The sequence below is a fragment of the Bacillus sp. MRMR6 genome (assembly GCF_001940785.1).
Lineage (GTDB): Bacteria > Bacillota > Bacilli > Bacillales > Cytobacillaceae > Neobacillus.
Genome location: NZ_MSLS01000010.1, coordinates 44,038 through 65,382 on the forward strand (window position 1 = coordinate 44,038; position 21,345 = coordinate 65,382).

The 21,345-nt window shown below is 35.5% G+C and carries 23 protein-coding genes and 1 riboswitch; of the genes, 15 read left to right on the forward strand and 8 right to left on the reverse strand.

Annotation, left to right across the window (positions count from 1 at the left end):
* Positions 1 to 63: 63 nt before the first annotated feature.
* From BTR25_RS11810 to BTR25_RS11820, 3 genes are all read right to left on the reverse strand, one after another.
* Positions 64 to 582 (reverse strand): MerR family transcriptional regulator, encoded by a 519-nt coding sequence (locus BTR25_RS11810; protein WP_075688280.1) that lies wholly within the window; start codon positions 580 to 582, stop codon positions 64 to 66.
* Between the two features lie 43 nt (positions 583 to 625).
* A complete protein-coding gene (locus BTR25_RS11815; RefSeq protein ID WP_254842691.1) occupies positions 626 to 1,531 on the reverse strand; it encodes a MerR family transcriptional regulator in 906 nt (301 codons plus the stop codon).
* 176 nt (positions 1,532 to 1,707) lie between these two features.
* Positions 1,708 to 2,496 (reverse strand): Cof-type HAD-IIB family hydrolase, encoded by a 789-nt coding sequence (locus tag BTR25_RS11820; protein WP_075688281.1) that lies wholly within the window; start codon positions 2,494 to 2,496, stop codon positions 1,708 to 1,710.
* 353 nt (positions 2,497 to 2,849) lie between these two features.
* Here BTR25_RS11820 and BTR25_RS11825 point away from each other — a divergent pair, with 353 nt between their 5' ends.
* The 8 genes from BTR25_RS11825 to BTR25_RS11860 all read left to right on the forward strand — a co-directional run bounded on the left by BTR25_RS11825 (position 2,850) and on the right by BTR25_RS11860 (position 9,366).
* Positions 2,850 to 3,386 carry a VUT family protein gene (locus BTR25_RS11825; RefSeq protein WP_075688282.1) on the forward strand — a complete coding sequence of 179 codons (537 nt, stop codon included), beginning with the start codon at positions 2,850 to 2,852 and terminating at the stop codon, positions 3,384 to 3,386.
* A gap of 108 nt (positions 3,387 to 3,494) precedes the next feature.
* On the forward strand, positions 3,495 to 4,217 hold the full coding sequence (locus BTR25_RS11830) for a polysaccharide deacetylase family protein (RefSeq protein WP_075688283.1): 723 nt from the start codon (positions 3,495 to 3,497) through the stop codon (positions 4,215 to 4,217).
* Positions 4,218 to 4,437: 220 nt separating this feature from the next.
* Positions 4,438 to 4,582: riboswitch (cyclic di-AMP (ydaO/yuaA leader) on the forward strand.
* Positions 4,583 to 4,689: 107 nt separating this feature from the next.
* A complete protein-coding gene (locus BTR25_RS11835; protein ID WP_075688284.1) occupies positions 4,690 to 5,085 on the forward strand; it encodes a sporulation protein in 396 nt (131 codons plus the stop codon).
* Positions 5,086 to 5,255: 170 nt separating this feature from the next.
* Entirely contained in the window at positions 5,256 to 5,600 is a 345-nt protein-coding gene (locus BTR25_RS11840) for a hypothetical protein (protein ID WP_075688285.1), read from the forward strand.
* 139 nt (positions 5,601 to 5,739) lie between these two features.
* Positions 5,740 to 7,242, forward strand: coding sequence for an aminotransferase class V-fold PLP-dependent enzyme (locus BTR25_RS11845; protein ID WP_075688286.1), 1,503 nt, complete (start codon positions 5,740 to 5,742; stop codon positions 7,240 to 7,242).
* 225 nt (positions 7,243 to 7,467) lie between these two features.
* Positions 7,468 to 7,731: a metal-sensitive transcriptional regulator gene (locus BTR25_RS11850; protein WP_075688287.1), complete on the forward strand. Its 264-nt coding sequence runs from the start codon at positions 7,468 to 7,470 to the stop codon at positions 7,729 to 7,731.
* 118 nt (positions 7,732 to 7,849) lie between these two features.
* Positions 7,850 to 8,341: a L,D-transpeptidase family protein gene (locus BTR25_RS11855; protein WP_075688288.1), complete on the forward strand. Its 492-nt coding sequence runs from the start codon at positions 7,850 to 7,852 to the stop codon at positions 8,339 to 8,341.
* Positions 8,342 to 8,433: 92 nt separating this feature from the next.
* A complete protein-coding gene (locus tag BTR25_RS11860) occupies positions 8,434 to 9,366 on the forward strand; it encodes an ATP-grasp domain-containing protein (protein WP_075688289.1) in 933 nt (310 codons plus the stop codon).
* 50 nt (positions 9,367 to 9,416) lie between these two features.
* Here the strand turns inward: BTR25_RS11860 and BTR25_RS11865 are convergent, their stop codons facing one another.
* The gene (locus tag BTR25_RS11865; RefSeq protein WP_075688290.1) at positions 9,417 to 9,947 is read right to left on the reverse strand and encodes a YceI family protein; all 531 of its coding nucleotides are present in this window, start codon (positions 9,945 to 9,947) and stop codon (positions 9,417 to 9,419) included.
* Positions 9,948 to 10,156: 209 nt separating this feature from the next.
* On the opposite strand from BTR25_RS11865, the gene BTR25_RS11870 reads away from it, so the two are divergent.
* Both BTR25_RS11870 and helD read left to right on the forward strand, forming a co-directional pair.
* Entirely contained in the window at positions 10,157 to 10,999 is an 843-nt protein-coding gene (locus BTR25_RS11870) for a hypothetical protein (protein WP_075688291.1), read from the forward strand.
* A 209-nt stretch (positions 11,000 to 11,208) separates the two neighbouring features.
* Positions 11,209 to 13,533, forward strand: coding sequence for an RNA polymerase recycling motor HelD (gene helD / locus BTR25_RS11875; RefSeq protein ID WP_075688292.1), 2,325 nt, complete (start codon positions 11,209 to 11,211; stop codon positions 13,531 to 13,533).
* A 118-nt stretch (positions 13,534 to 13,651) separates the two neighbouring features.
* Here the strand turns inward: helD and BTR25_RS11880 are convergent, their stop codons facing one another.
* Positions 13,652 to 13,792: a BA3454 family stress response protein gene (locus tag BTR25_RS11880; protein WP_075688293.1), complete on the reverse strand. Its 141-nt coding sequence runs from the start codon at positions 13,790 to 13,792 to the stop codon at positions 13,652 to 13,654.
* A 72-nt stretch (positions 13,793 to 13,864) separates the two neighbouring features.
* Here BTR25_RS11880 and BTR25_RS11885 point away from each other — a divergent pair, with 72 nt between their 5' ends.
* Entirely contained in the window at positions 13,865 to 14,326 is a 462-nt protein-coding gene (locus BTR25_RS11885; protein ID WP_083652342.1) for a GNAT family N-acetyltransferase, read from the forward strand.
* 21 nt (positions 14,327 to 14,347) lie between these two features.
* Here the strand turns inward: BTR25_RS11885 and BTR25_RS11890 are convergent, their stop codons facing one another.
* The gene (locus tag BTR25_RS11890) at positions 14,348 to 14,578 is read right to left on the reverse strand and encodes a hypothetical protein (RefSeq protein ID WP_075688295.1); all 231 of its coding nucleotides are present in this window, start codon (positions 14,576 to 14,578) and stop codon (positions 14,348 to 14,350) included.
* Positions 14,579 to 14,898: 320 nt separating this feature from the next.
* Between BTR25_RS11890 and asnS the strand changes: the two genes are divergently transcribed.
* Together asnS and BTR25_RS11900 are read left to right on the forward strand one after the other, a co-directional pair.
* Positions 14,899 to 16,290, forward strand: coding sequence for an asparagine--tRNA ligase (gene asnS, locus BTR25_RS11895; RefSeq protein WP_075688296.1), 1,392 nt, complete (start codon positions 14,899 to 14,901; stop codon positions 16,288 to 16,290).
* Between the two features lie 399 nt (positions 16,291 to 16,689).
* Positions 16,690 to 16,914, forward strand: coding sequence for a helix-turn-helix domain-containing protein (locus BTR25_RS11900; RefSeq protein WP_075688297.1), 225 nt, complete (start codon positions 16,690 to 16,692; stop codon positions 16,912 to 16,914).
* A gap of 82 nt (positions 16,915 to 16,996) precedes the next feature.
* On the opposite strand, the gene BTR25_RS11905 is transcribed toward BTR25_RS11900, so the two are convergent.
* A complete protein-coding gene (locus BTR25_RS11905) occupies positions 16,997 to 17,611 on the reverse strand; it encodes a PH domain-containing protein (RefSeq protein WP_075688298.1) in 615 nt (204 codons plus the stop codon).
* Positions 17,612 to 17,816: 205 nt separating this feature from the next.
* On the opposite strand from BTR25_RS11905, the gene BTR25_RS11910 reads away from it, so the two are divergent.
* Together BTR25_RS11910 and BTR25_RS11915 are read left to right on the forward strand one after the other, a co-directional pair.
* Positions 17,817 to 18,785 carry a DMT family transporter gene (locus tag BTR25_RS11910; protein ID WP_075688299.1) on the forward strand — a complete coding sequence of 323 codons (969 nt, stop codon included), beginning with the start codon at positions 17,817 to 17,819 and terminating at the stop codon, positions 18,783 to 18,785.
* A 79-nt stretch (positions 18,786 to 18,864) separates the two neighbouring features.
* A complete protein-coding gene (locus BTR25_RS11915; RefSeq protein ID WP_075688300.1) occupies positions 18,865 to 19,473 on the forward strand; it encodes a hypothetical protein in 609 nt (202 codons plus the stop codon).
* Positions 19,474 to 19,515: 42 nt separating this feature from the next.
* On the opposite strand, the gene BTR25_RS11920 is transcribed toward BTR25_RS11915, so the two are convergent.
* A complete protein-coding gene (locus BTR25_RS11920; protein ID WP_075688301.1) occupies positions 19,516 to 20,769 on the reverse strand; it encodes an erythromycin esterase family protein in 1,254 nt (417 codons plus the stop codon).
* Positions 20,770 to 21,345: the final 576 nt, after the last annotated feature.

Genomic DNA, 21,345 nt, shown 5'->3' on the forward strand with positions numbered 1-21,345 from the left:
AAAAAGCCGAACGTTCAAATCAACTACGTTCGGCCTTTTCTGCTAAGGTTAGGGCTATAAAATTTAAAACCCAAACAATGAGCTAACAATATTTTTTTTCCTTCTTTTAACATTTCCTTGGTCTAAAACAAGCGGCTTTTCAATCATAACGGGTTTCTTAAGTTCATTAAGTTCTGATTGGAGGTGATCCATCTGATACGTTAATTCTTTTATTTGATTATTTAATTCCTCTATTTCCCGACGGTGCTGCAAAAGTTGATAAGATGCAACAGAGTCAGCTTTTGAGTTCATTTTTGCCTCTAATTCACTTACAATGGTGAATAATCTCTCTAGCTCGGCATTACTCTCTACTGCCTTTACAGTACCTTTTCTGATTGTTCTTCTTTTCACTGGTGATATATCTTGGAGAAGGGTACCGTTTTGGATTTGCTCTTGGATATTCCTTAAAAGTTCTATATCTTCCTGATTAAAAAAATAATGCCCTCGTTCGTTTCGTTCCATTGGTAATTCCAGCTGCTTCACCCATCGTTGAATGGTACTGGTAGAAACTCCTAATAATTTGGCAACCTCATTTGTGTTCATCATCATTCCCCCGAGAGAAAAATTTAAAATCCTATTCCTTAACTTACTCCCAGAACTTCCACCATTTTTTTTCTTTCGCTGCTGCTACATCTCTGAAGCTTACTAACATATTCTGAAAAGCCGCCTCTCTTTGCCTTATGTCATGTCGATATTCCTCTCGTTCCTTAACAAAATCTTCTCGATCCCTTTCAAGTGCCTCGGTAAGTGAATAAATTTCAGCGTTTGTACTATCTACATAATTGGCCAATTGCTCCGTAGATTCTGAAAGCTGTTTGGACAGTGTAAAGATTTCCTCAGATGTCTCAATAGAGGCAGTTGATATACTGTTTGATAAATAACGCAATGACTCAGTTGTGCGTTCTGATGTTTTATCCAAATGCTCAGAGAGTTCTTCGAGCTCAGCCTTTGTATTTGCGCTAGATTTGTAAATGGAATCTGAAAGAGACTTGACAGTATAAAAAGTCCCTTTTGATATTTCTTTTCTAACCTCTTCAACTACTTCCTTTCGAAGGACGCTTCTAATTTCACTTTTGACCTCATTTAAAAACGTTTCCTTATAAGTATCCATTGCATCAAAAAACAGATCAGCATTCTGTAAAGCTGTTTTTTCAGAAACAACCGGTGTCATTTCTTCTGAAGCTATAGGAACACTTGGTTCATTGATATCCTTTGTTACTTCTTGAAAGTTTTGTTCAACAACCTCAGTACTTACCTCGGGTTTTAGTTTTTTCTTTAGTTGTTCTCGGATTAATTCCTTGCTTAATTTTTTACCATACAATTCTTTAACCACTAATAAAAAACTTATTTCAGATTCCGTGTAGATTCTTGCCCCTTGTTTGGTTCTAGGAATGACCAACATTTCTTCAAAGTCCTTCTCCCATTGTCGAATTAAACTTTTGTTCACATTTATTATTTTGGAAACTTCCTTTAAATTCAAAGTATGCATCATGCTCAGGTCCTTTCTATCTTATATCGTGAGAATCATGTTTAATAGTAGTAATTCACACTGGACAGCTATTTTTCCTGCAGGGTGACAAAAGCTTTCAAAACAAGACGTATATCACGAAATACCAACAATTTTAGCAAAAAAAGAAACCGTGCATCTGCACGGTCACTTCCAAAAACTTAATTGATGATCTCTAATTTTTTCAACCCATTATAGATCCCTGATTCGGTAACCGAGGTTGTCTTATGTGTCGCATATTGGAAAAGGTCGGGGTGTCCATTTCCCATTGCAAAACTGGTCCCAACACTCATTAGCATTTCCTTGTCATTCATCCCATCCCCAAAGGCGATGCTGTGCTCTTTTTTTATGCCTAAATGTTTAAGTACATACCCAATTCCAATGCCCTTATTAACTGTGTCTCTAATTACATCATAACAATGGTATAAACCTTCTACATTTACTTGAGACAAGTGGACACCATCCTTATTTTTATAGAGGTTAACCTCTTTTTCACCTAAGTTGATTAAGGTCAATCCTAGGATGTCGTTTTCAAAGGAAGGGGAATACACTTCGTTATGGTGTAAGTGGAACCTCTCAATAAACTCCTTTGTTAGAGGATTATTGAGCGTGGTAAATAGGTTTTGATCCTTTGTATAGAGGACTGCTTCATGGTTGTTCAGTTCCGCGACCGAGAGGAGTTGTTTAATAGTTTCTGGATTCATCGGTTCGTTAAATAAAACTTCACCCTTATAGAGCCCAAATGCACCATTATAACCGATGGAGGATTGAATCTTTAATGTCTTGAAGATTTCTTGTAACTCATGCAGTGGCCTTCCAGTTGCTAGAAATACCTCAATCCCTTTTGCTTGGACCTGTGAAATGGCATCTTTAGTTGACCCCTCGATCGTATCATCAGGTCTTAAAATCGTTCCATCGATATCTAAAAATAAAATCTTATATTGAGACATAGTTGCTGCTCCTTTTATTAAGATAATTAAGTTTAACATTTAAATATAACAAAATCATTTCTTGACTGTTTTGAAATTGTAATAGGACAAAGGTATTCAGAGTATAATTTAATCAAGAAATTTTTAATTGATAATGTGAATAAAATTTTTTTATGGTATAGTTGTTAACGGAAATTAAATAGAATCCGCTAACCGCGGTAGAGGTTCTAGCACCCCTCTCTAAAAAAACTAAGAGGAACAGTACTGCTTTCTTAGTGGTACTGTTTTTCTATTTAAAGGAGTTTGTATAATTTGGAAAAACATTAATGGATGTTAAAAGGACCATAAAAGACATATTTACAGGAGGAGTCAACATGAGGATTTTATTTTATTTATTAGCAATTGTTACTGCAAATGTGGTAACTGCTGCCTTTGCACCGCTTCATTTAGGGGTGTTTATTATCCCAATGGGAACATTTTTGGTTGGAGCAACGTTCATTCTTAGAGATTTGGTTCAGAATAAATATGGAAGAAAGAAGACCTATGAATTTATAGGATTGGCTTTACTTTTATCGGGTCTTGTATCTTTCTATCTAGGTGATACCTTGTTAATTGTTATGGCCTCAGCTATTTCGTTTTTAGTTTCCGAAACGACAGATACCGAAATATATACACGATTAAAGCTTCCAATGAGTTGGAGAGTTTTTTACAGTGGCTTAGTTGGTGGATTATTAGATTCCATTATCTTTGTCATCATTGGTCTCAGCCCAGTAGGTGCAGGGTTCTTACCATGGGAGGCAGTACCTTTCGCTATTGCCGGTCAAGTAATTGTTAAGACTATTATTCAAGGCATGGGTGCCCTAATCTTGAATCAAGTTCAAACTTATCAAGGTCCCGCATCTAGTCATTAATATATATATATATATATAACGTCTATTCAACACCGAATAGGCGTTTTTTGTTAATACAATCGGTTGGAATAGGGACAATAATAATAAGTCTGTATTTAGGGGGATTTTGTGAAAAGGATTTTTATCTTAATAATGCTCGTTTTTATACTTCCAACAGAAGCATTTGCTTCTCAAAAAGTACCGATTTTAGTTTATCATTCAATTGAAGAATATAGTGGGAAAGGCTCTAAGGAATTGTATGTAACGCCAGTAAACTTTGAAAAGCAGATGCGTTTTTTAAAGGACCATGGCTATACCTTATTAACCTTTGAACGTTGGGAAGATCTAAAAAGTGTAAATAAACCCATTTTTATCACCTTTGATGATGGTTATAAAAATAATCTAAATGCATTTAAGGTATTGGAAAAAATAAGGGATGACCGTTTTCAGCCAGTTGCTACTTTCTTTGTCATTTCAGAATTTATTGGACGTCCTAACCGCCTCACAGAAAAAGAGTTGAAAATGATGTCGGACACTAATGTCATATCAATCCAGTCTCATACCCGTACACATCCTGATTTAACTCAAATAGATAATCTCGATAATGAACTAAAAGTGTCAAAAGAAAAAATCGAGAAAATCACAGGACGACCTGTGTTAGCACTTGCCTATCCGTATGGAAACTTTAACGATCGAGTTGTACAGGAAACGAAAAAATATTACAAGTATGGATTAACCACTACACCTGGTCCCTATATGAAAAAAGGATTAAAAAACGAGCTATATTATCTCCCGCGCATTTATATTACATACTCGACGACAATGGAAGACTTCATGAAGAAGCTTGAATAAAAAAGATTTCCACTGGGGCCAGAATGTTCTTCGCGTATCTTCTCGGTTATAACCCAATTTGCTGAGAAAAATCAACCTATTTGGCTAAATCTTGAGCATTCCAAAGATATGGCAATGTTTAAGACGGAAATTCGCCTAAAAACGGATAATTTGAGTAAATACCATGCTTTACAACCAATCAGTATGGATATAAAATAAGCGTCAGATTAAGATATTAATTAAATAGTTACGGCTTAAACTCGAATTTTTGTTCGGGTACGGAGGAACCAATTTTTTGGGGTTAATTCTACAAAGTAGAAGGGATGAAAGTACTCTTTCGCCATCCTACCCGTCAGCTAACTTCGTCGGCTAGCGAAGGAGGTCATAAGGACCGGTCTTAGTACAGGAGGCTTTTTCGTTTTGTCTGAAGCTGCTTGACTGATTATGTGGGTCTTTTAATTATGCCTATTTTTAGGAAAAGGTGACGAATACAATGATGTTAAAAGATTACTTAACGAAAATGAAAATTGGATTGCCTAAAACCATGGTTCATTTAGATAGGGATGTATATGTGGCTGGAAGTGTCATAAACGGGACAATTGAAATTAAAGGCGGGCTTATAAAAAATAAAATTAAGCGCTACGACATTGATTTGATTAGCACCGACACACATGATTCTATAGAAGAAACATTAAACAGCCATTCTGTCTTTTGTTCACTTGAATGCTGCCCAAATCAGACAGGTAAAATCAGTTTCTTACTTAATGTACCAGATGATATCCAGCATATTTCCAATGATTTCTTCAACTACTCGTTAAGTATTAATATTGATTTTGGAAATGCTAACAATATTACTCAAAATGTTCCTATCTTAATTGATCGACATTAATAGCAATGTGAAAACAAGGACCAAGTGAAATTGGTCCTTGTTTTTTTATAACTAGTAACCGCCTAAAGAACTATTTATTGATAATGAAATGTAAACGAACAGTCATTACCACGTAAAGTAAGATTTGTATAATAAGGATATCCAAATTGAACCTTATCAGGCGGTGTATGATGGAAGAGACAATGGCAAAATCTTATTTACAAAAATCACTCGATGAATGGAAGAGTGACATCTCTTTAGTGCTAGGTGAAATTGATAAAGAATACGATGAAGTGGCTCAGGAATTAAAAGTTTATTCTTATAAATATGGAATAACCAAGCAGGTCATTCAATCGACAGTTAATGAAGAAATTATTGAAAACATCCGGCAAATGTATCATAAACCTTTTGAAGAAAGTTATAATCAATTAAAAGAATACATAAAAGATCTAGAAGAAAAAAGAAGGGTATTTCAAATGTTTATACAAAAGATCGATGAGGTAAATAGGAAAGAAACATCAAAACTAACAGTCTAAGTATAATAAATTAGAACCTGACCAAAAAAAGGTCAGGTTTTATTATTGAGAAATTGATCTTTAACAGACCAAAAATATCCGACTTTAATTGCTGTGCATATAGTAAATTAAAGCACAAAATACTGTGAGGTGATGAACAGTGATTACAGCAAGGATCGGTAGTAACCTGTACCACATACCTAGTAATTTGGAGGAATATTTTCAGAAATTTCGTTCTCAAGTGATTGGAATGAATCAAGAGTTCCAGACTCCATATGGTAAAAGTCGAATTATCTATGCAGATTGGACAGCAAGCGGCAGGCTCTACGATCCAATTGAGCAGAGAATCTCTGAGGTGGTTGGACCTTTTTTGGCTAATACACATACTGAATCAAACATTACTAGCCTAACCACAACAGGTATTTACCTACAATCAAGGAAGATCATTAAGGAACATGTGAATGCGGACGAAGATGATGTATTAATCCTAGATGGTTTTGGTATGACCTCCGTCATAAATAAATTCCAAAGAATATTAGGTGTTAGAGTTCCTGAACAATGGAGAGCTCATTTAAAGCTGAAGAGCAGTGAGCGTCCAATTGTATTTATAACCCATATGGAACATCACTCAAACCAAACGACATGGCTAGAAACGATAGCTGATGTGGAAATCATTAATCCTGATGAGCATGGAGATGTAGATGTAAAACATCTTGAATTCCTATTAAAGAGATATAAAGATCGTCCGCTTAAGATTGGTTCGTTCACTGCATGTTCAAATGTAACTGGAATCCAAACAAAATATCATCATTTAGCAAAAATAATGCATCAGCATGGTGGTATTTGTATTGTAGATTTCGCTGCATCCGCACCATATGTAAAGATTGACATGCACCCATTAGACCCTTCAGAAAAGCTGGATGCTATTCTATTTTCACCACATAAGTTCTTAGGGGGCCCAGGATCTAGCGGTGTTTTACTTTTTGATAAGAGATTGTATACTAATAAAATTCCGGATCATCCTGGTGGAGGAACCGTAACATGGACAAATCCATGGGGTGGACACAAATATATAAATGAAATTGAAATCCGAGAGGATGGAGGGACACCTGGTATTCTTCAAGCGGTTCGCACAGCCCTCTGTATAAATTTGAAAAACCAAATGGGGATTGAAAATATTTTAAAACGGGAGAAGGAACAGCTTAATCTCCTGTTATCGGGTTTAGAGAAGATACCAAAACTCCATATATTAGAAGCTACAAGAAAGGACCGGTTAGGTATTGTTTCATTCTTTAACGAAAATATCCACTATAACCTAATTGTCAGGCTGTTAAATGATCGATATGGAATCCAAGTTCGAGGTGGCTGCTCGTGTGCAGGCACATATGGTCATCTCCTTTTAGACATTGACCAAAAAACATCAAAGCAGATTGTAAATAAGATTGATCAGGGCGATCTTTCGACAAAACCAGGGTGGGTCCGTTTTTCGATACACCCAATTATGACGGATGAAGAAATAAAATTATTTATAAGTGCGATGGAGGAAATTACTAAGAACATAAACGAATGGAAGGAAGATTATGTTTATGATCCTTCAAGCAATGATTATTTTTACATCAATCACATTCGAGAAGATTTATCATCACTCTTTAGGCTAGAATAATGGTGGAATTGGTCATTTGTGACCAATTTCCTAAAAAAGTTAAATACCCCAATCCGTACCGGTAATTTGTGTTAAGATTCGCATAGCAGGTTAACTGAAAAAATAATCTTTTTAAAAGGTAGGTAATGATCGGGAGAGGGGAGTAGGTTAAAAATTGTTCATATAAGTAATAGACTTCTGGATGATTTTAGATTAAAATCGGAAACAACAGAGGTGAAAAAGATGATGATTTATAATGATAAGTCAGTTAATCGCTTAAAACGTGTAGAAGGTCAAATAAAAGGAATCTTAAGAATGATGGACGAGGGTAAGGATTGTAAGGACGTTATTACTCAATTGTCTGCAGCTAGGTCAGCGATCGACCGTACGATTGCGGTTATTGTCAGTTCGAACCTAGAGCATTGCATTAGGGAATCCATCGAATCCGGAAATAATGATTCTTCAAAACTTGTTGAAGAAGCTGTAAATATGCTGGTAAAAAGTAGATAGTAAGGGCACGTAGACACTTTCCGTAATCAGTATATTCTGATTACGTTTTTTTATTTGAATAGTATTAAGGCAACCGTTGAAGTGTCCCAACATATGCTAATGAAAAAGGCGGGATCCTATGTTTCACATCGTTAAGCCGGGTGATACGCTATATAAAATCTCTGTAGATTACCGCATTACTCTTGGGCAGCTTTATGCAGCAAATCCTGGAGTAAATTATCAGCAATTGTCTGTTGGACAAAAAATTAAAATCCCAGGTTTACCTGACCCTAATACAATTCCATATCAGATACAAATATCAATAGGGAAAAGAAAACTATCTTTATTTAATAACGGGAAATTAGTTAGAATTTTTCCAATCGCTGTCGGCAAGATGTTATCAGGGACACCAATCGGTGAATTTGTGATTGTAAACCGGCAAATGAATCCTGGAGGGCCCTATGGGGTTTTGTGGTTGTCATTATCCAAACAAGGATATGGCATTCACGGAACGAATGATCCTAGTTCAATCGGCAAAGCAGTATCAAAAGGCTGTATAAGAATGTATAATCGAGATGTACTCCAACTTGCTGAATTAGTCCCAAACGGTACAAGAGTCACCATCAGATAATGAATAAAGCCGACTACTGCGGCTTTTTTTTTTCTAATGCCTGGTAGTATAATAGTAACTAGATTTGGATAGATAGAGAGGAGATTTTCTTTATGAAAAAAGTCTATATCATTCATGAAAATAGGGAGTGGACCGTACACCTTACCAACCGTCTAGACCAACTACAGGTACCATATGAAGAATGGTATTTGGATGGAGGACGCCTTGACCTCTCAAAAGAACCACCGGAAGGTATTTATTATAATCGTATGAGTGCCTCCTCTCACACAAGAGGACATCGATATGCACCTGAGTTCACATTACAAGTTCTTGCTTGGCTTGAAGCTCACGGTAGAAAGGTTTTTAATGGAACGCGTGCACTTCAGCTTGAGATTAGCAAAGTACAACAATATCTCGAATTAAAAAAGTTTGGTATACATACACCTCGTACCATTGCTACAGTTGGTAAGGAACAAATTATCGAGGCTGCAAATGAGTTTGATGGGGTACCCTTCATTACAAAACACAATCGGGCAGGGAAAGGACTTGGAGTTCAGTTATTCCAATCGATTCCTGCGTTAAGAAATTATGTGGAAGGTCAGTCCTTTGAAGAGCCGATAGATGGTATAACGTTAATACAAGAATATATTCAGTCACCAGAAAATTGTATCATACGTTGTGAATTTGTCGGTGGGAAGTTTGTTTACGCAGTTAAGGTAGATTCTAGTGGAGGATTTCAACTCTGCCCAGCGGATGCTTGTCAAATAGAGGATTTATTTTGCCCTATAGGTGAACAAACAGATGTAAAACCTAAATTTGAAATTCTTGAGACTTTTTCAAATCCCATTTTAAGAAATTATGAAAAGTTACTAGCTGCAAACGATATTCAAATTGCAGGTATTGAATTTATCCAAAATGCTGATGGAGAGATTTTTACATACGATATTAATACGAATACGAATTATAATGCCGATGCTGAAGCAAAGACGGAGAAGTATGGAATGCTTGAGTTAGCAAGATTCTTAAGCACAGAGTTAAATAAGTGATGCAGTAAGAAAAAGCTCTCCAAAGGTTGGAGAGCTTTTTTTGTAAATAATTATGCTTTAGCAGCTTGAATTTGCAAATTGATTTTTACTTTATCACCAACAAGAACGCCGCCAGTTTCTAATGCTGCATTCCAAACCAAACCATAGTCGGAGCGGTTGAGCGTTCCCTCTGCGCTGAAACCAACCTTTTCGTTACCCCAAGGGTCTTTACCTTGGCCTTCAAATGTTACAACAAAAGTTTCTTGTTTTGTAACGCCACGTAGAGATAAATCACCAGTAGCTTTATATTCTCCCTCTTCTGTTTTTTCAATGTTAGTAGTCCGGAAGGTCATGTTTGGGTGAGTTTCAGCATCAAAGAAATCTGCTGAAACAAGGTGAGCATCACGGTCTTTATTACGTGTATCAACACTAGCAGTTTCAACTGAAAATTCAATGTTTGCAGATGTTAAATCTGTTGGATCTGCTTCGATAGTAGCGGTAAAGTTATGGAATGTTCCCTTTACATTTGCAATCATCATATGTCTTACTGAGAAATCTACGCTGCTGTGTGACGGATCAAGAGCCCATTTTGTTTTTGTCATTTTTTTCTCCTCCAGATTGTTTTTAATTTATTTATCTCGAAATTAAAATAACTTAATTCAAGATAAATTATATGTTGGAGGTCACTATATTGTCAAACATTTTTTATTTAATTTTTACAAGTAGCGGAGGGCAACTAATTATTAGATGGAATGAAACTAGGTGTTAGTCAAATACTATAACTACCTAGCCATATTGAGAGGATTTAATTATGAAGAAGAAAAAAAATACAATACCCTTTGTTTTGCTGCTAATGATTCATACAGCACTTTTGGTATTTACCTTTCATAAGAATAAACAAAGAAAAAAGTTATTCGTTTTATTAATGTCTAATATTGGGGTTGCCTACTTATTCGAATATATTGTTTTAAATATATTTAATGCTTATACCTATAAACCGAAAATCATGAAAAAACCGTTTTTTGATGATATTGTGGGAGCCATTTTATCTCAAGCCATTTTTGTTCCGTTCACAGCGGTTTTCTTAACCTCAGTAAAAATAGGTTGGATCGGAAAGTTTATCGGCGGCTTGTACTTTTCAATTGTAGAGTTAATTTTTGTACGACTAAAAATTTTTAAAAAGCATTGGTGGAAAACGATTTACACACTTATCTTAATACCGGTGTATTTTAAATTTAGTGATTTGTGGAACTGGGGATTAAATCAGAAATTTAGGGGCTTAAGAGTAATGTCATTATTTTTAATGATGATGGTTACTGAGGCCAATGTATTATTTTTATTCGCAGCTACTCGAAAATTCCGATTTGGAATTGGGAAGTTTCATTCTTGGAAAGAACATTTTGTGATTGTTCCTCTATATGCGATCGCAACGTCCCTAATGTCGACGATCATTTTGTTGAGGGAAAACACTTGGAGAAAAAAGTTTACTGCCCTTTTATCAAGTATTGTCCTAAACACTTTCTTTAAAAAAATAAAACTGTTAAGGAGTAAAATTCATTGGTTGGAGTTCATCCTGATTAGAATCATCCTAATTACCGTATACGGGATTTTTAGAGACTTTGTGTTTGAAAATGAGAAAGAAGAAACTGAATGAGAAGAAACGAGGATGGTTAGGGTAAATAAATATAAAAAAACGCCTTTAGGGCGAAGAATGTATTGTTTACAGATTAGAGCTATGTTAAAATAAATTTTAGTTTAAGTTTGATTTGATTACACCAGCATGATATACCCCTTATTATAATTTTACCACATAGTTTTTTGGTTGTCAAATAAAAGGACATAATTTTTCTGGGGAGTGATTTTATGAGTGATGTGCAGAGAAATAACTGGAAAGACGAACAAAACCGGGTAAATTTTATATTAAAGCAAATAAAGAGCAAGGTTGATAAACTCCAGAAAAGTAGTGGTAAGATTAGGACCGATGTTCTTGATATTCGGAAACTCTTTTGGGAGGATGTAACCGTTAATTTTGATGAACCTGACGACAAAATAGAATCAGCTGCTAGTATTAAGCAGCAGGCCGAATTATTATCAGAACGAGAACGGACATATCGGCAAGTGGATCAGCAGCTTAATACTTTGAGCAGGCTATATTCATCACCATACTTTGGCCGAATTGATTTCAAAGAAAATGGTGAAGCAAAAGCGGATCAAATTTATCTTGGTATTTCTTCCTTTATGGATGAAGATGATCAAGATTTTCTAATCTACGATTGGCGGGCACCCATTTCTAGTTTATATTATGATTTCTCACCAGGGTCTGCCCAGTACAAAACATTAGATGGCTTGATAGAAGGGGAAATGGAACTAAAAAGGCAGTTCATTATTAGAACAGGTGAAATAAAGGCCATGTTCGAAACAGGTGTAACCATCGGTGATGAGATGCTGCAGGAGGTACTTGGGAATAACGCAAATACTCAAATGAAGAGTATTGTAGCTACCATTCAACAAGAACAAAATAAGATTATTCGTAATGAAAAGAGCAGGCTGCTAATTGTTCAAGGCGTGGCAGGAAGCGGTAAAACTTCTGCTGCCCTGCAAAGGGTCGCCTATTTACTTTATCGCTACCGAGACACGATAAAATCAGAAAATATTATGCTCTTTTCTCCCAACCCTTTGTTTAATAGTTATGTTGCAACTGTGCTTCCTGAGTTAGGTGAAGAAAATATGCAGCAAGTAACATTTATGGAATATTTACACCATCGCATTGGGAAAGGCGTCGTAGTTGAAGATGCTTTTGATCAGATGGAATACTTACTTAATGGTGAGATAAATCAAGAGGGGTATCACACAAGGGTAGAAGGAATACGTTTCAAGGGAAGCCTAACATTTAAGAATATCATTGATCAGTTCGTGGTTGAATTATCAAAAAGGGGACTTCTTTTTAAAGATTTACACTTCCGTGGTGAAGTGTTCATTTCGAAAGAGGATATCTATGACCATTTTTACTCGCTAGATAAAGATATAAGCATCCCCAACCGGATGGAACACGTAAAGGAATGGCTTCTTAGGGAACTTAAAAGAAAAGTAAGGAAGGAACGTGTCGAAAGCTGGGTGGAGGAAGAAATTCAATTCCTCGACAAGGAAGATTACTTAGAGGCTTTTAAGAAGCTGCAAGAAAAAAGCCGATATACTGATAATAGTTTTGATGATTTCGCTCAGGAACAAAAGCTGCTTGCTGAGATGGTCGTAAAAGAGAAGTTTAAGCCCTTATTTAAACGAGTAAAAAGGTTGAAATTTATTGACACTCTAGGGCTTTATCATATGTTGTTTGAAAAGGGGATAAATCATCAGGAAATACTACTTGATCAGTGGGAGCAAATCTGTAATCAAACCATTAATCAGTTGACCAATCATTCACTGTCATACGAGGATGCGACTTCCTATGTTTATTTAATGGATTTAATCGAGGGGCGAAAATCAAACACAGGAATACGACATATTTTTGTTGATGAGGCTCAGGATTATACACCATTTCAGTTTGCATATCTTCAAAAGCTCTTTCCATATAGTAAAATGACCTTGCTCGGGGATTTTAACCAAGCTATTTTTTCAGGTGCAACCGGATCAGAAAATGCCTTGACGGATTTATTAGAAGAAGGAGAAGATACTGAGAGAATTGTCTTATCTAAGACCTACCGTTCTACTAAAGAAATTGTTGAGTTTACCAGCAGTTTAATTGATGGTGGTGAATGGATAGAACCTTTCAATCGAAAAGGAACAAAACCAGCAGTTAAAAAGGCTGTTCAGCCCTTAAACCATTTAATTGCAAGCAAAATAAGGGAGTTTCAAGATAAAGGACACAGGACAATTGCAGTAATCTGCAGGACAGCAAATGATAGTAAAAAAGTGTATACCGATTTAAAGAAAGAAGTTTCCCTGCATTTAATTGAGAAGGGGACCCTATCATATGAGAAAGGGATTCTTGTCATTCCTTCCTATCTGGCTAAGGGTATAGAATTTGATGCTGTTATTATTTCGGACATCTCACTGTATTCAAACGAAAGTGAAAGAAAGTTGTTTTACACGGTATGCACAAGAGCCATGCATGAACTGTATATGTTTACCACAGGTGATATTAGTCCTTTAATGAGGACAACATCGAGGGAATTGTTTTATTATGATTGAAAATAAAAGCGGCGGCTAACTCTAGTCGCCGCTTTAACTAATCTAGTATTCCTTAATCACGGAGATTTCGAATAGAATAATAATGGAAGCTCTGTTAATAGCTGCCTGTGGGGTTTTATTAGTTAGTGACTTTCCATTGTTTTTGTACCTGTTCTAACGCGATTCGGTATATCTCTTCTTCGGGGGTATTGTGATGGGTTATTACATTTGTCAAATAGCTTTTTCCTTCATACGTAACGAGTACATGAACTTGTTGCATCTACAATCACCTTTCTTTCAATAAAATTGAACTATTCGAAAATAGAATTAATTACGGAGGATAACCCTTTTGATGTATTTTGAAGAAATTACAAAAGAAACACTCTATATAGCTCTTGAAATTGTAAATTCAAACCACAACTATAACGTGTTTGAAAATGGTATTCGTACTAGAACTTTATCAGATATCGAAAATGAATTTAGTAATCCAGCTACAACATCAGTTTTCATTAAATTAGAGGATACCTATATAGGGGTTCTAGATTACCTAATGGAAAATCCGAAAGACAATTGTCCGTGGCTAGGACTGATAATGATTCATGTTGATTACCAAGGGTTTGGATTTGGAGCACATGCGTATGCTCTTTACGAAAATGAAATGCGTAAACGAGGTGTGAAAAATGTTCGCCTAGGTATGCTAGGTGAAAACCTTAAAGCAGCACAATTCTGGAACTCATTGGGATTTCTTTATATTAAAACAGAATTAAATGACAATTGCAAGAAAATTTTGTTTTTTGAGAAAACTTTACCATAAAAAAAGCTTCCGCCGGGAAGCCTATACTTCTACTAACATAAATTCTTCGACAAATTGCTGGACAAGAAACTTGTCGATCTTATTTTTTCTTAATTTTGTTTCAGCGGATAATATATAGGATTGTGTTTTAACGTTCCGCTTTAAATCTCTTATAGAAATATCACCATTCAATAATTGAATGGCTTTTTCTTTGATGTCTTGACTCTTAGAAGACTGATACAGCAGAAAAGCAATACAGGTAACTTTATCCACAATCAACACTCCTTATATCAAGAATCGTACATTTCTTAATTATTTCGACTTCTATTTTAAAAAATCCTGCAAATTTTCAGAAAATACATTTAAATTGTCAATTAGTGTTTTAAACTGTATGAAAGTCGTCATTTATTGTGGCTGGACTGTCCGATCGATAATAAAAGTTTAAAATTCAATTGAATTCAGTAGAATATTGCTTAATTGACGTGATTTTAATATAATATTGAAGGGATAATAACAATGTATATCATGGAAGTTACCTTTCATCCCCTTGGGAATGGAAGGTTTTTTTACATAAGATTTGGAGGTCATAAACAATGAAAACTGCCTTAATTAAGGAGTTATACAGAAATACAGATCAGTTTATTGGTCAGCAAGTTGAACTATCTGGATGGATTCGAACCATCCGGGATTCTAAAACCTTTGGTTTCATTGAGTTAAATGATGGAAGTTTCTTTAAAGGTGTTCAAATCGTTTTCGACGAACAGCTAGGAAACTTTAAAGAAATCACGAAACTGCCGATTAGTTCTACTATTAAAGTGCTAGGAGACTTTATACATACTCCACAAGCAAAACAGCCCTTTGAAATCAAAGCAACTAGTATTATGATTGAAGGAACGTCAACAACGGACTACCCATTGCAAAAGAAAAAACATTCATTTGAGTACTTAAGAACAATTGCTCATCTAAGACCAAGAACAAATACTTTCTCAGCTGTATTCCGTGTAAGATCTTTAGCATCTTATGCAATCCACAAGTTCTTTCAAGATAAAGGTTATGTGTATGTACATTCTCCAATTATCACAGGTAGTGATACTGAGGGGGCTGGAGAAATGTTCCGCATTACAACACTAGATCTGGACAATCTCCCTAAAAACGAAGAAGGAAAAACTGACTTAACGAAGGACTTCTTTAATAAAGAAACAAATTTGACAGTAAGTGGGCAATTGTCGGCTGAAGCTTTTGCGTTAGCATTCCGAAATGTTTATACATTTGGTCCAACGTTTAGAGCTGAAAACTCTAATACAGCAAGACATGCGGCTGAATTCTGGATGATTGAACCGGAACTTGCATTTGCAGAACTCCCAGATATAATGGACCTCGCTGAAGAGATGGTTAAGTATGTAATTGGTTATGTGCTGGAGCATGCTCCAGAGGAAATGAACTTCTTCAACAGCTTTATTGAGAAGGGTTTATTAGATCGTTTAAATAATGCACATACGTCCGAATTTGTTCGTGTAACATATACGGAAGCAATTTCGATTTTAAAGGAATCGGGAGAAAAGTTTTCATACCCAGTTGAGTGGGGCTTGGACCTGCAAACAGAGCATGAGCGTTTCCTTTGTGAAAAAGTGTTTAACAAACCAATCTTTGTTACCGACTATCCAAAAGAAATAAAAGCTTTTTATATGAGGCTTAATGAAGATGAGAAAACAGTAGCAGCCACAGATTTACTAGTACCTGGTATAGGAGAGTTAATAGGTGGAAGCCAGCGTGAAGAACGTGAAGATATCTTAACTGCGAAGATTAACGAACTTGGTATGAATGAGGAAGATTACTGGTGGTATCTTGAATTAAGAAAGTATGGCGGAACAAAACATTCGGGTTATGGGTTAGGTTTTGAGAGATTGATTATGTATCTGACTGGAATGACAAACATTAGAGATGTGATCCCATTCCCAAGAACTACAGGGAATGCAGATTTTTAAATAAAGAAAAAACAAAAAAGAAGACCATTTTATGGAATGGGTCTTCTTTTTTAGTTTGAAAATGGTTTAATTACGATTTTGTAATTCTTCTTCGAAAAAAAATGTAGTGGGATATTCTTTTACTATATACGAGTATCTTTTCATATTTTTTACATATTGTGATTTCATAATAGTTACTTCTTCGCCAGTTTCTTTGATACTGACTGTTTGCCCGGTTTTATAGCTATTATTTTGACTCCTCAAAGTCGACACCCCTTTTTTAGTTCCTACTTTAGTATACCACAAATTAAGTTAGAGTTTCTGTGATTGAAAATGGAAAATATGATAAATCGAAAATTAACCCACTTTCTTTGAATTGAGGGTTAACTATGTTATGCTTTAAAAAAGTGAGGTGTCATTTTGACGAATTTTAAAGCGAAAAAGAGTAACCTCGAGCATTTATTAAATAAGAATAACATGGATTTAGATGGGTTAGAACGCAACACTAGTATCCCGAAAGATCAACTTGATAAATATATGACAAAGAAAATTATGAATTTGAGTACAGCCATGACCATTTCTAAAGAATTAAATTGCCAGATTGAGGATCTTTATGATTGGGTAGAAGACGAAAAAGTCGTTTAATTTCTCAAAAGTTCACCACATGTATAAAATACCCCTAGTCAAACTAGAGGTATTTTTTCTTTGTTTGCTAAAGTGCTTTACATTAATTGTTAATGTATTTATCGAACACGTAGCCAAAATCCTTAATATTGTATTGTTTTTTTGTATCTTCAAGCCATTGGAAAGCAGCTTGGTTTAACATTTTAAACTGGACAACTAGATTATTATCTGAACTAGTCATTTTGCCTAAAGTGGTTGAGGCAACATCAAGGCTTTGTTTTGCGTTTTGAAGGGAAACCTCGTTCTCGCGGCTAATTTCTGCGATTTTAATGAGTGCCTTATATAGATCCTTTACATCTTCAATATGTTTTTTATGAACATCAATCGAGAACGGTTGAGAGCCAATTTTAAATTTAATCTCTACATCAAGATCAACTGTGCCAGCCGTTTCAAGTTTAACATCCGAAATTCTATTGGCAGCATAACTATAGCGGTGTAACATGCGCTTCTTACTAGTTGCACTTGTACCATCTAGATGGATTAGGGCATTATTTGTAAAACAATACTCATCTGATTTAGATTTAATTAGAAAGTATATCTTCTCATGATCCTCATGTAAAACATAATCATCTGCATCTACTTTGTCATAGTTTTCAGGCTTAATGACAGATCCGACATCGCTTATTCCTAGAATATCAGCTGCTACTTTACCGAACATACGCTCATCCCCAAATCGAAATTTTTTAGACAATAAAAATACGTTTGTATTTTCAAAAGGTTCCAAACTATGATTGACAAATCAATTTATGCACAACGTTTTTATTGTATGCACTAATTATTTTAGAACTTAAAATAACGATTTTTCTGAAATGTGGTAAAATATAGGAATAGAGTTAAAAGAGAATTGTTAAAAGGAGATAATTATGCGTCCCATCATCTTAGGTTTACTTGCTGCTTTCTTTTTTGCTTTTACGTTCATTTTAAATAGGTCAATGGATTTGGCAGGAGGAAGTTGGATCTGGAGTGCCTCGCTTCGTTATATTTTTATGGTTCCTTTGCTTCTGCTTGTTGTTCTAGCAAGAAGAAACCTTAAAACCTTACTAATTGAGATGAAAAATAATCCGAGAGCGTGGCTAGTATGGAGCTTTGTTGGGTTTGTTTTATTTTATGGGCCTCTTTGTTTTTCGGCTGCGTACGCTCCTGGATGGATTGTCGCATCTACTTGGCAAGTTACGATTATATCCGGATCCTTGCTGGCACCTTTATTTTACGAAAAAGTTATGACTAAAGATGGACCAATACGGGTAAAGGGTAAAATACCATTTAAAGGTTTGTCGCTCAGTTTAATTATCCTGCTGGGGATTGTTTTGATGCAGGTAGAGCAGGCTAACCATTTAACATTCATTGAAATAGCTTTTGGAATAATCCCTATTATTGTTGCATCGTTTGCCTATCCTTTAGGAAATAGAAAGATGATGGAAGTATGCAGTGGGCGTCTTGATGTTTTTCAAAGAGTATTAGGGATGACAATTGCTAGTATGCCATTTTGGTTCGTTTTAGCTTTAACCGGCCTTGTGACTGTCGGACCACCGACTATGGGACAATCGATTCAATCTGGCATCGTTGCGATTACATCGGGAGTTATTGCTACCATTTTGTTTTTTCAAGCTACAGACCTTGTCAGAGGGAGTATGAAAAAGCTTGCCGCAGTTGAAGCTACACAAGCAATGGCAGTGTTGTTTTCTTTAATTGGAGAGCTTCTCTTTTTGAATTCAGCTTTTCCAACAATGAGTGCGTGGTTTGGAATGATTTTTGTTATGGTTGGTATKATTCTACATAGCCTGCTTTCACAAAGAAATGTGGTAATCAATAGGAAAAAGGCGAGCGCATAATTTTTTATTTTTATCTTAAAACTTTTTAATGATTATTACGTCAAATATTTATTAGAAAATAAAAGGGAGAAGGAGATTTTTGAATTTATTTAGAAAAAAAGATGAATCATCAGAGGAAACCCAAGTAAAGATAGTTGCTTATACGATTATATTGTACATCAGCAGTTTGTTTGTCCCATTTGTAGTAGTAGCGACCTATCAAAGCATGTTTCTTATGTCACGTTCACAATGGTTCTTCACTACACCGTTCACCTCTTACATTGGCTTTATGATTGGGATGCTGTACATAGCAGTTGTCCTGACAGTTTACTTAATCTTAAGACAAAAAACAGAAGCCAAGAAATTAAAATGGATAACAGTGGTATTGGTTCTCCTGAGTATTCCGGTTTTTGTTTTTAGTTTGGTAAACTATTACTATCTCGATGAAAAGGGAATTCATTATAATTCATTAACAAGTATTAAAGAAGAACACTTTGGGTGGGAAGATGTCACGACTTTACACCAGGTTTATCGGAACCATCAAGGTACAACTGGCTACTACCAGGTAAAGTTTGAAATGAAAGATGGAAGAATGATCACCATACCTTATGATGATAAATTAAGAGAAAATTCAAGGCGGATTGAAGAAAAAGTGAACGAGTATAATATAGTTGTAAAGGATAATTACGAAAATCCCGTTATAGATTGATATAAAGGTCTTCCTCTATCCAGTGGAAGACCTTTATAACTATTATAAAATAATACTTCTTTCCAAAGTAAGGGGATGCAAGGCAGTAGTTTGATCTATAAAAATAAAGCTATCATACCTTTGGCTCATGTTGGAGGGAACGTAATTACCGAAATGTTCGTATTCTGGCCGGTAAACCACCCCAATGGCACGATGGCCAATAGTGGTGCTGAATTTCGAACGATTTTCTTCGTTAAATATTAGGTATTTATTAAATGGGCCAGCATCATGCAAAATATACTCCCAGCTGCCGAATTGTGCTTTAGGGACTTCCATGCTCTCGAGATTTGATCCCCACTCCTTGGAGGCAATTACCCTTCCGCTATAGGTGCCGAAACCAACGATAAAAACATCACCAGGGTCTTTTGCTTCCCTTAGAAGCTGGCCAACATTAACGATTCCCTCATCCTTCATATCTGTTGCTCGTGCATCGCCAACATGGGTATTATGCTCCCAGATAATAACTTTTGCATCGTCACCATAATAATTCATAATAGTATTTAGAGCTTCAACCATGTGACGATCTCTAATATTCCAAGACTCTGCATCACTTTGTACCATTGTTCGGTAATAAGCCTCTGCATTTTTTGTAACTATTGCATTCACTTCCATGTCTAAGCTGTTTTCTTCAAAATCTTCATATTTCCATTTATTTCTCCTTATTGTCCCCAGTAATTCTAATGCTTCTTTCATACAGTCCTCCGATAAGTATCCGGCAGAAACAGCATATGATTCATTGTTTCTATTATATGGTTCAAAGCATGAAAAAGCTTTTCTAGCTTGTTCAATGCCCGGAGACTGTGTATCTTCTAAATAACGGATTATTTCTTCCATACTTTCCCATAAACTATAGACATCGATACCATAAAAACCAACCTTATGTTTTGGGATTTTTTGATCATTATACTCTTTTAGCCAATCGACTAAAGCTGCAATTTCCTGGTTAGCCCACATCCAGGTCGGCCATCTATTGAAAGATCCCAATACGCTTTGTACATCCTTGACATGATTATATCCCTTGATATACTTATTGATGCTCTGGCTTGAAGGCCAATCACCTTCAACTGCAATAACTGAAAAACCTTTTTCCGAAATTAATCTTTTTGATAATTCTGTTCGTACAGTATAAAACTCAGATGTACCATGAGATGCTTCCCCAAGAAGTACATATTTGGCATCACCAATTGCTTCAAGCAGGGGATCTAAGTTATCAACAGAATCAAAGGGTACTGCATACTTTTTAACTTGATCTAACATGAAACCAGCCCTTTCCACTTTTTGTTGAATATTTACTTTATTCTGAAGAGTTCACTAATTGGTCACAATAATTAAGTAAACATCGGGCATAGTGATGCTATAATATAGTTGTAAAGGATAAGTGAATCTTAACTTCTTAGGAGACTCAGCCATACGTGTTCGTTCCGTTTTATGAACGAGTAGTAGGTTTCCTTTAACAAGTTTTTTGGCAGGTGGAGCGATGTTGTCTTGAATTAGGAAGATGTAAATTTGTTAACAATAACTTGTCTAAATTAGCGATAGGAGAACTCCTTTTACTCTATGTATTATTAAACCTTGGGAGTAAAGTGTAATTTATCTGCCTATTATCCATACGTTGATAAATTCCTCAAACCAAAATGATTCTTTAAAAAATGATATGGAAGCTTCCACATGAGAAGAAACCTATTTTATTTAAATGAGGGATCATAAAACCTAATAATACAAAGTCAAATAGAGTATACCTATTTGATACTTGGATTAAATTCGAATCTCAGCTAGTTCCATGGATGAAGGAAAGTTAACTGAAAATTTACAAGTATGTTGGTAAAATTACTG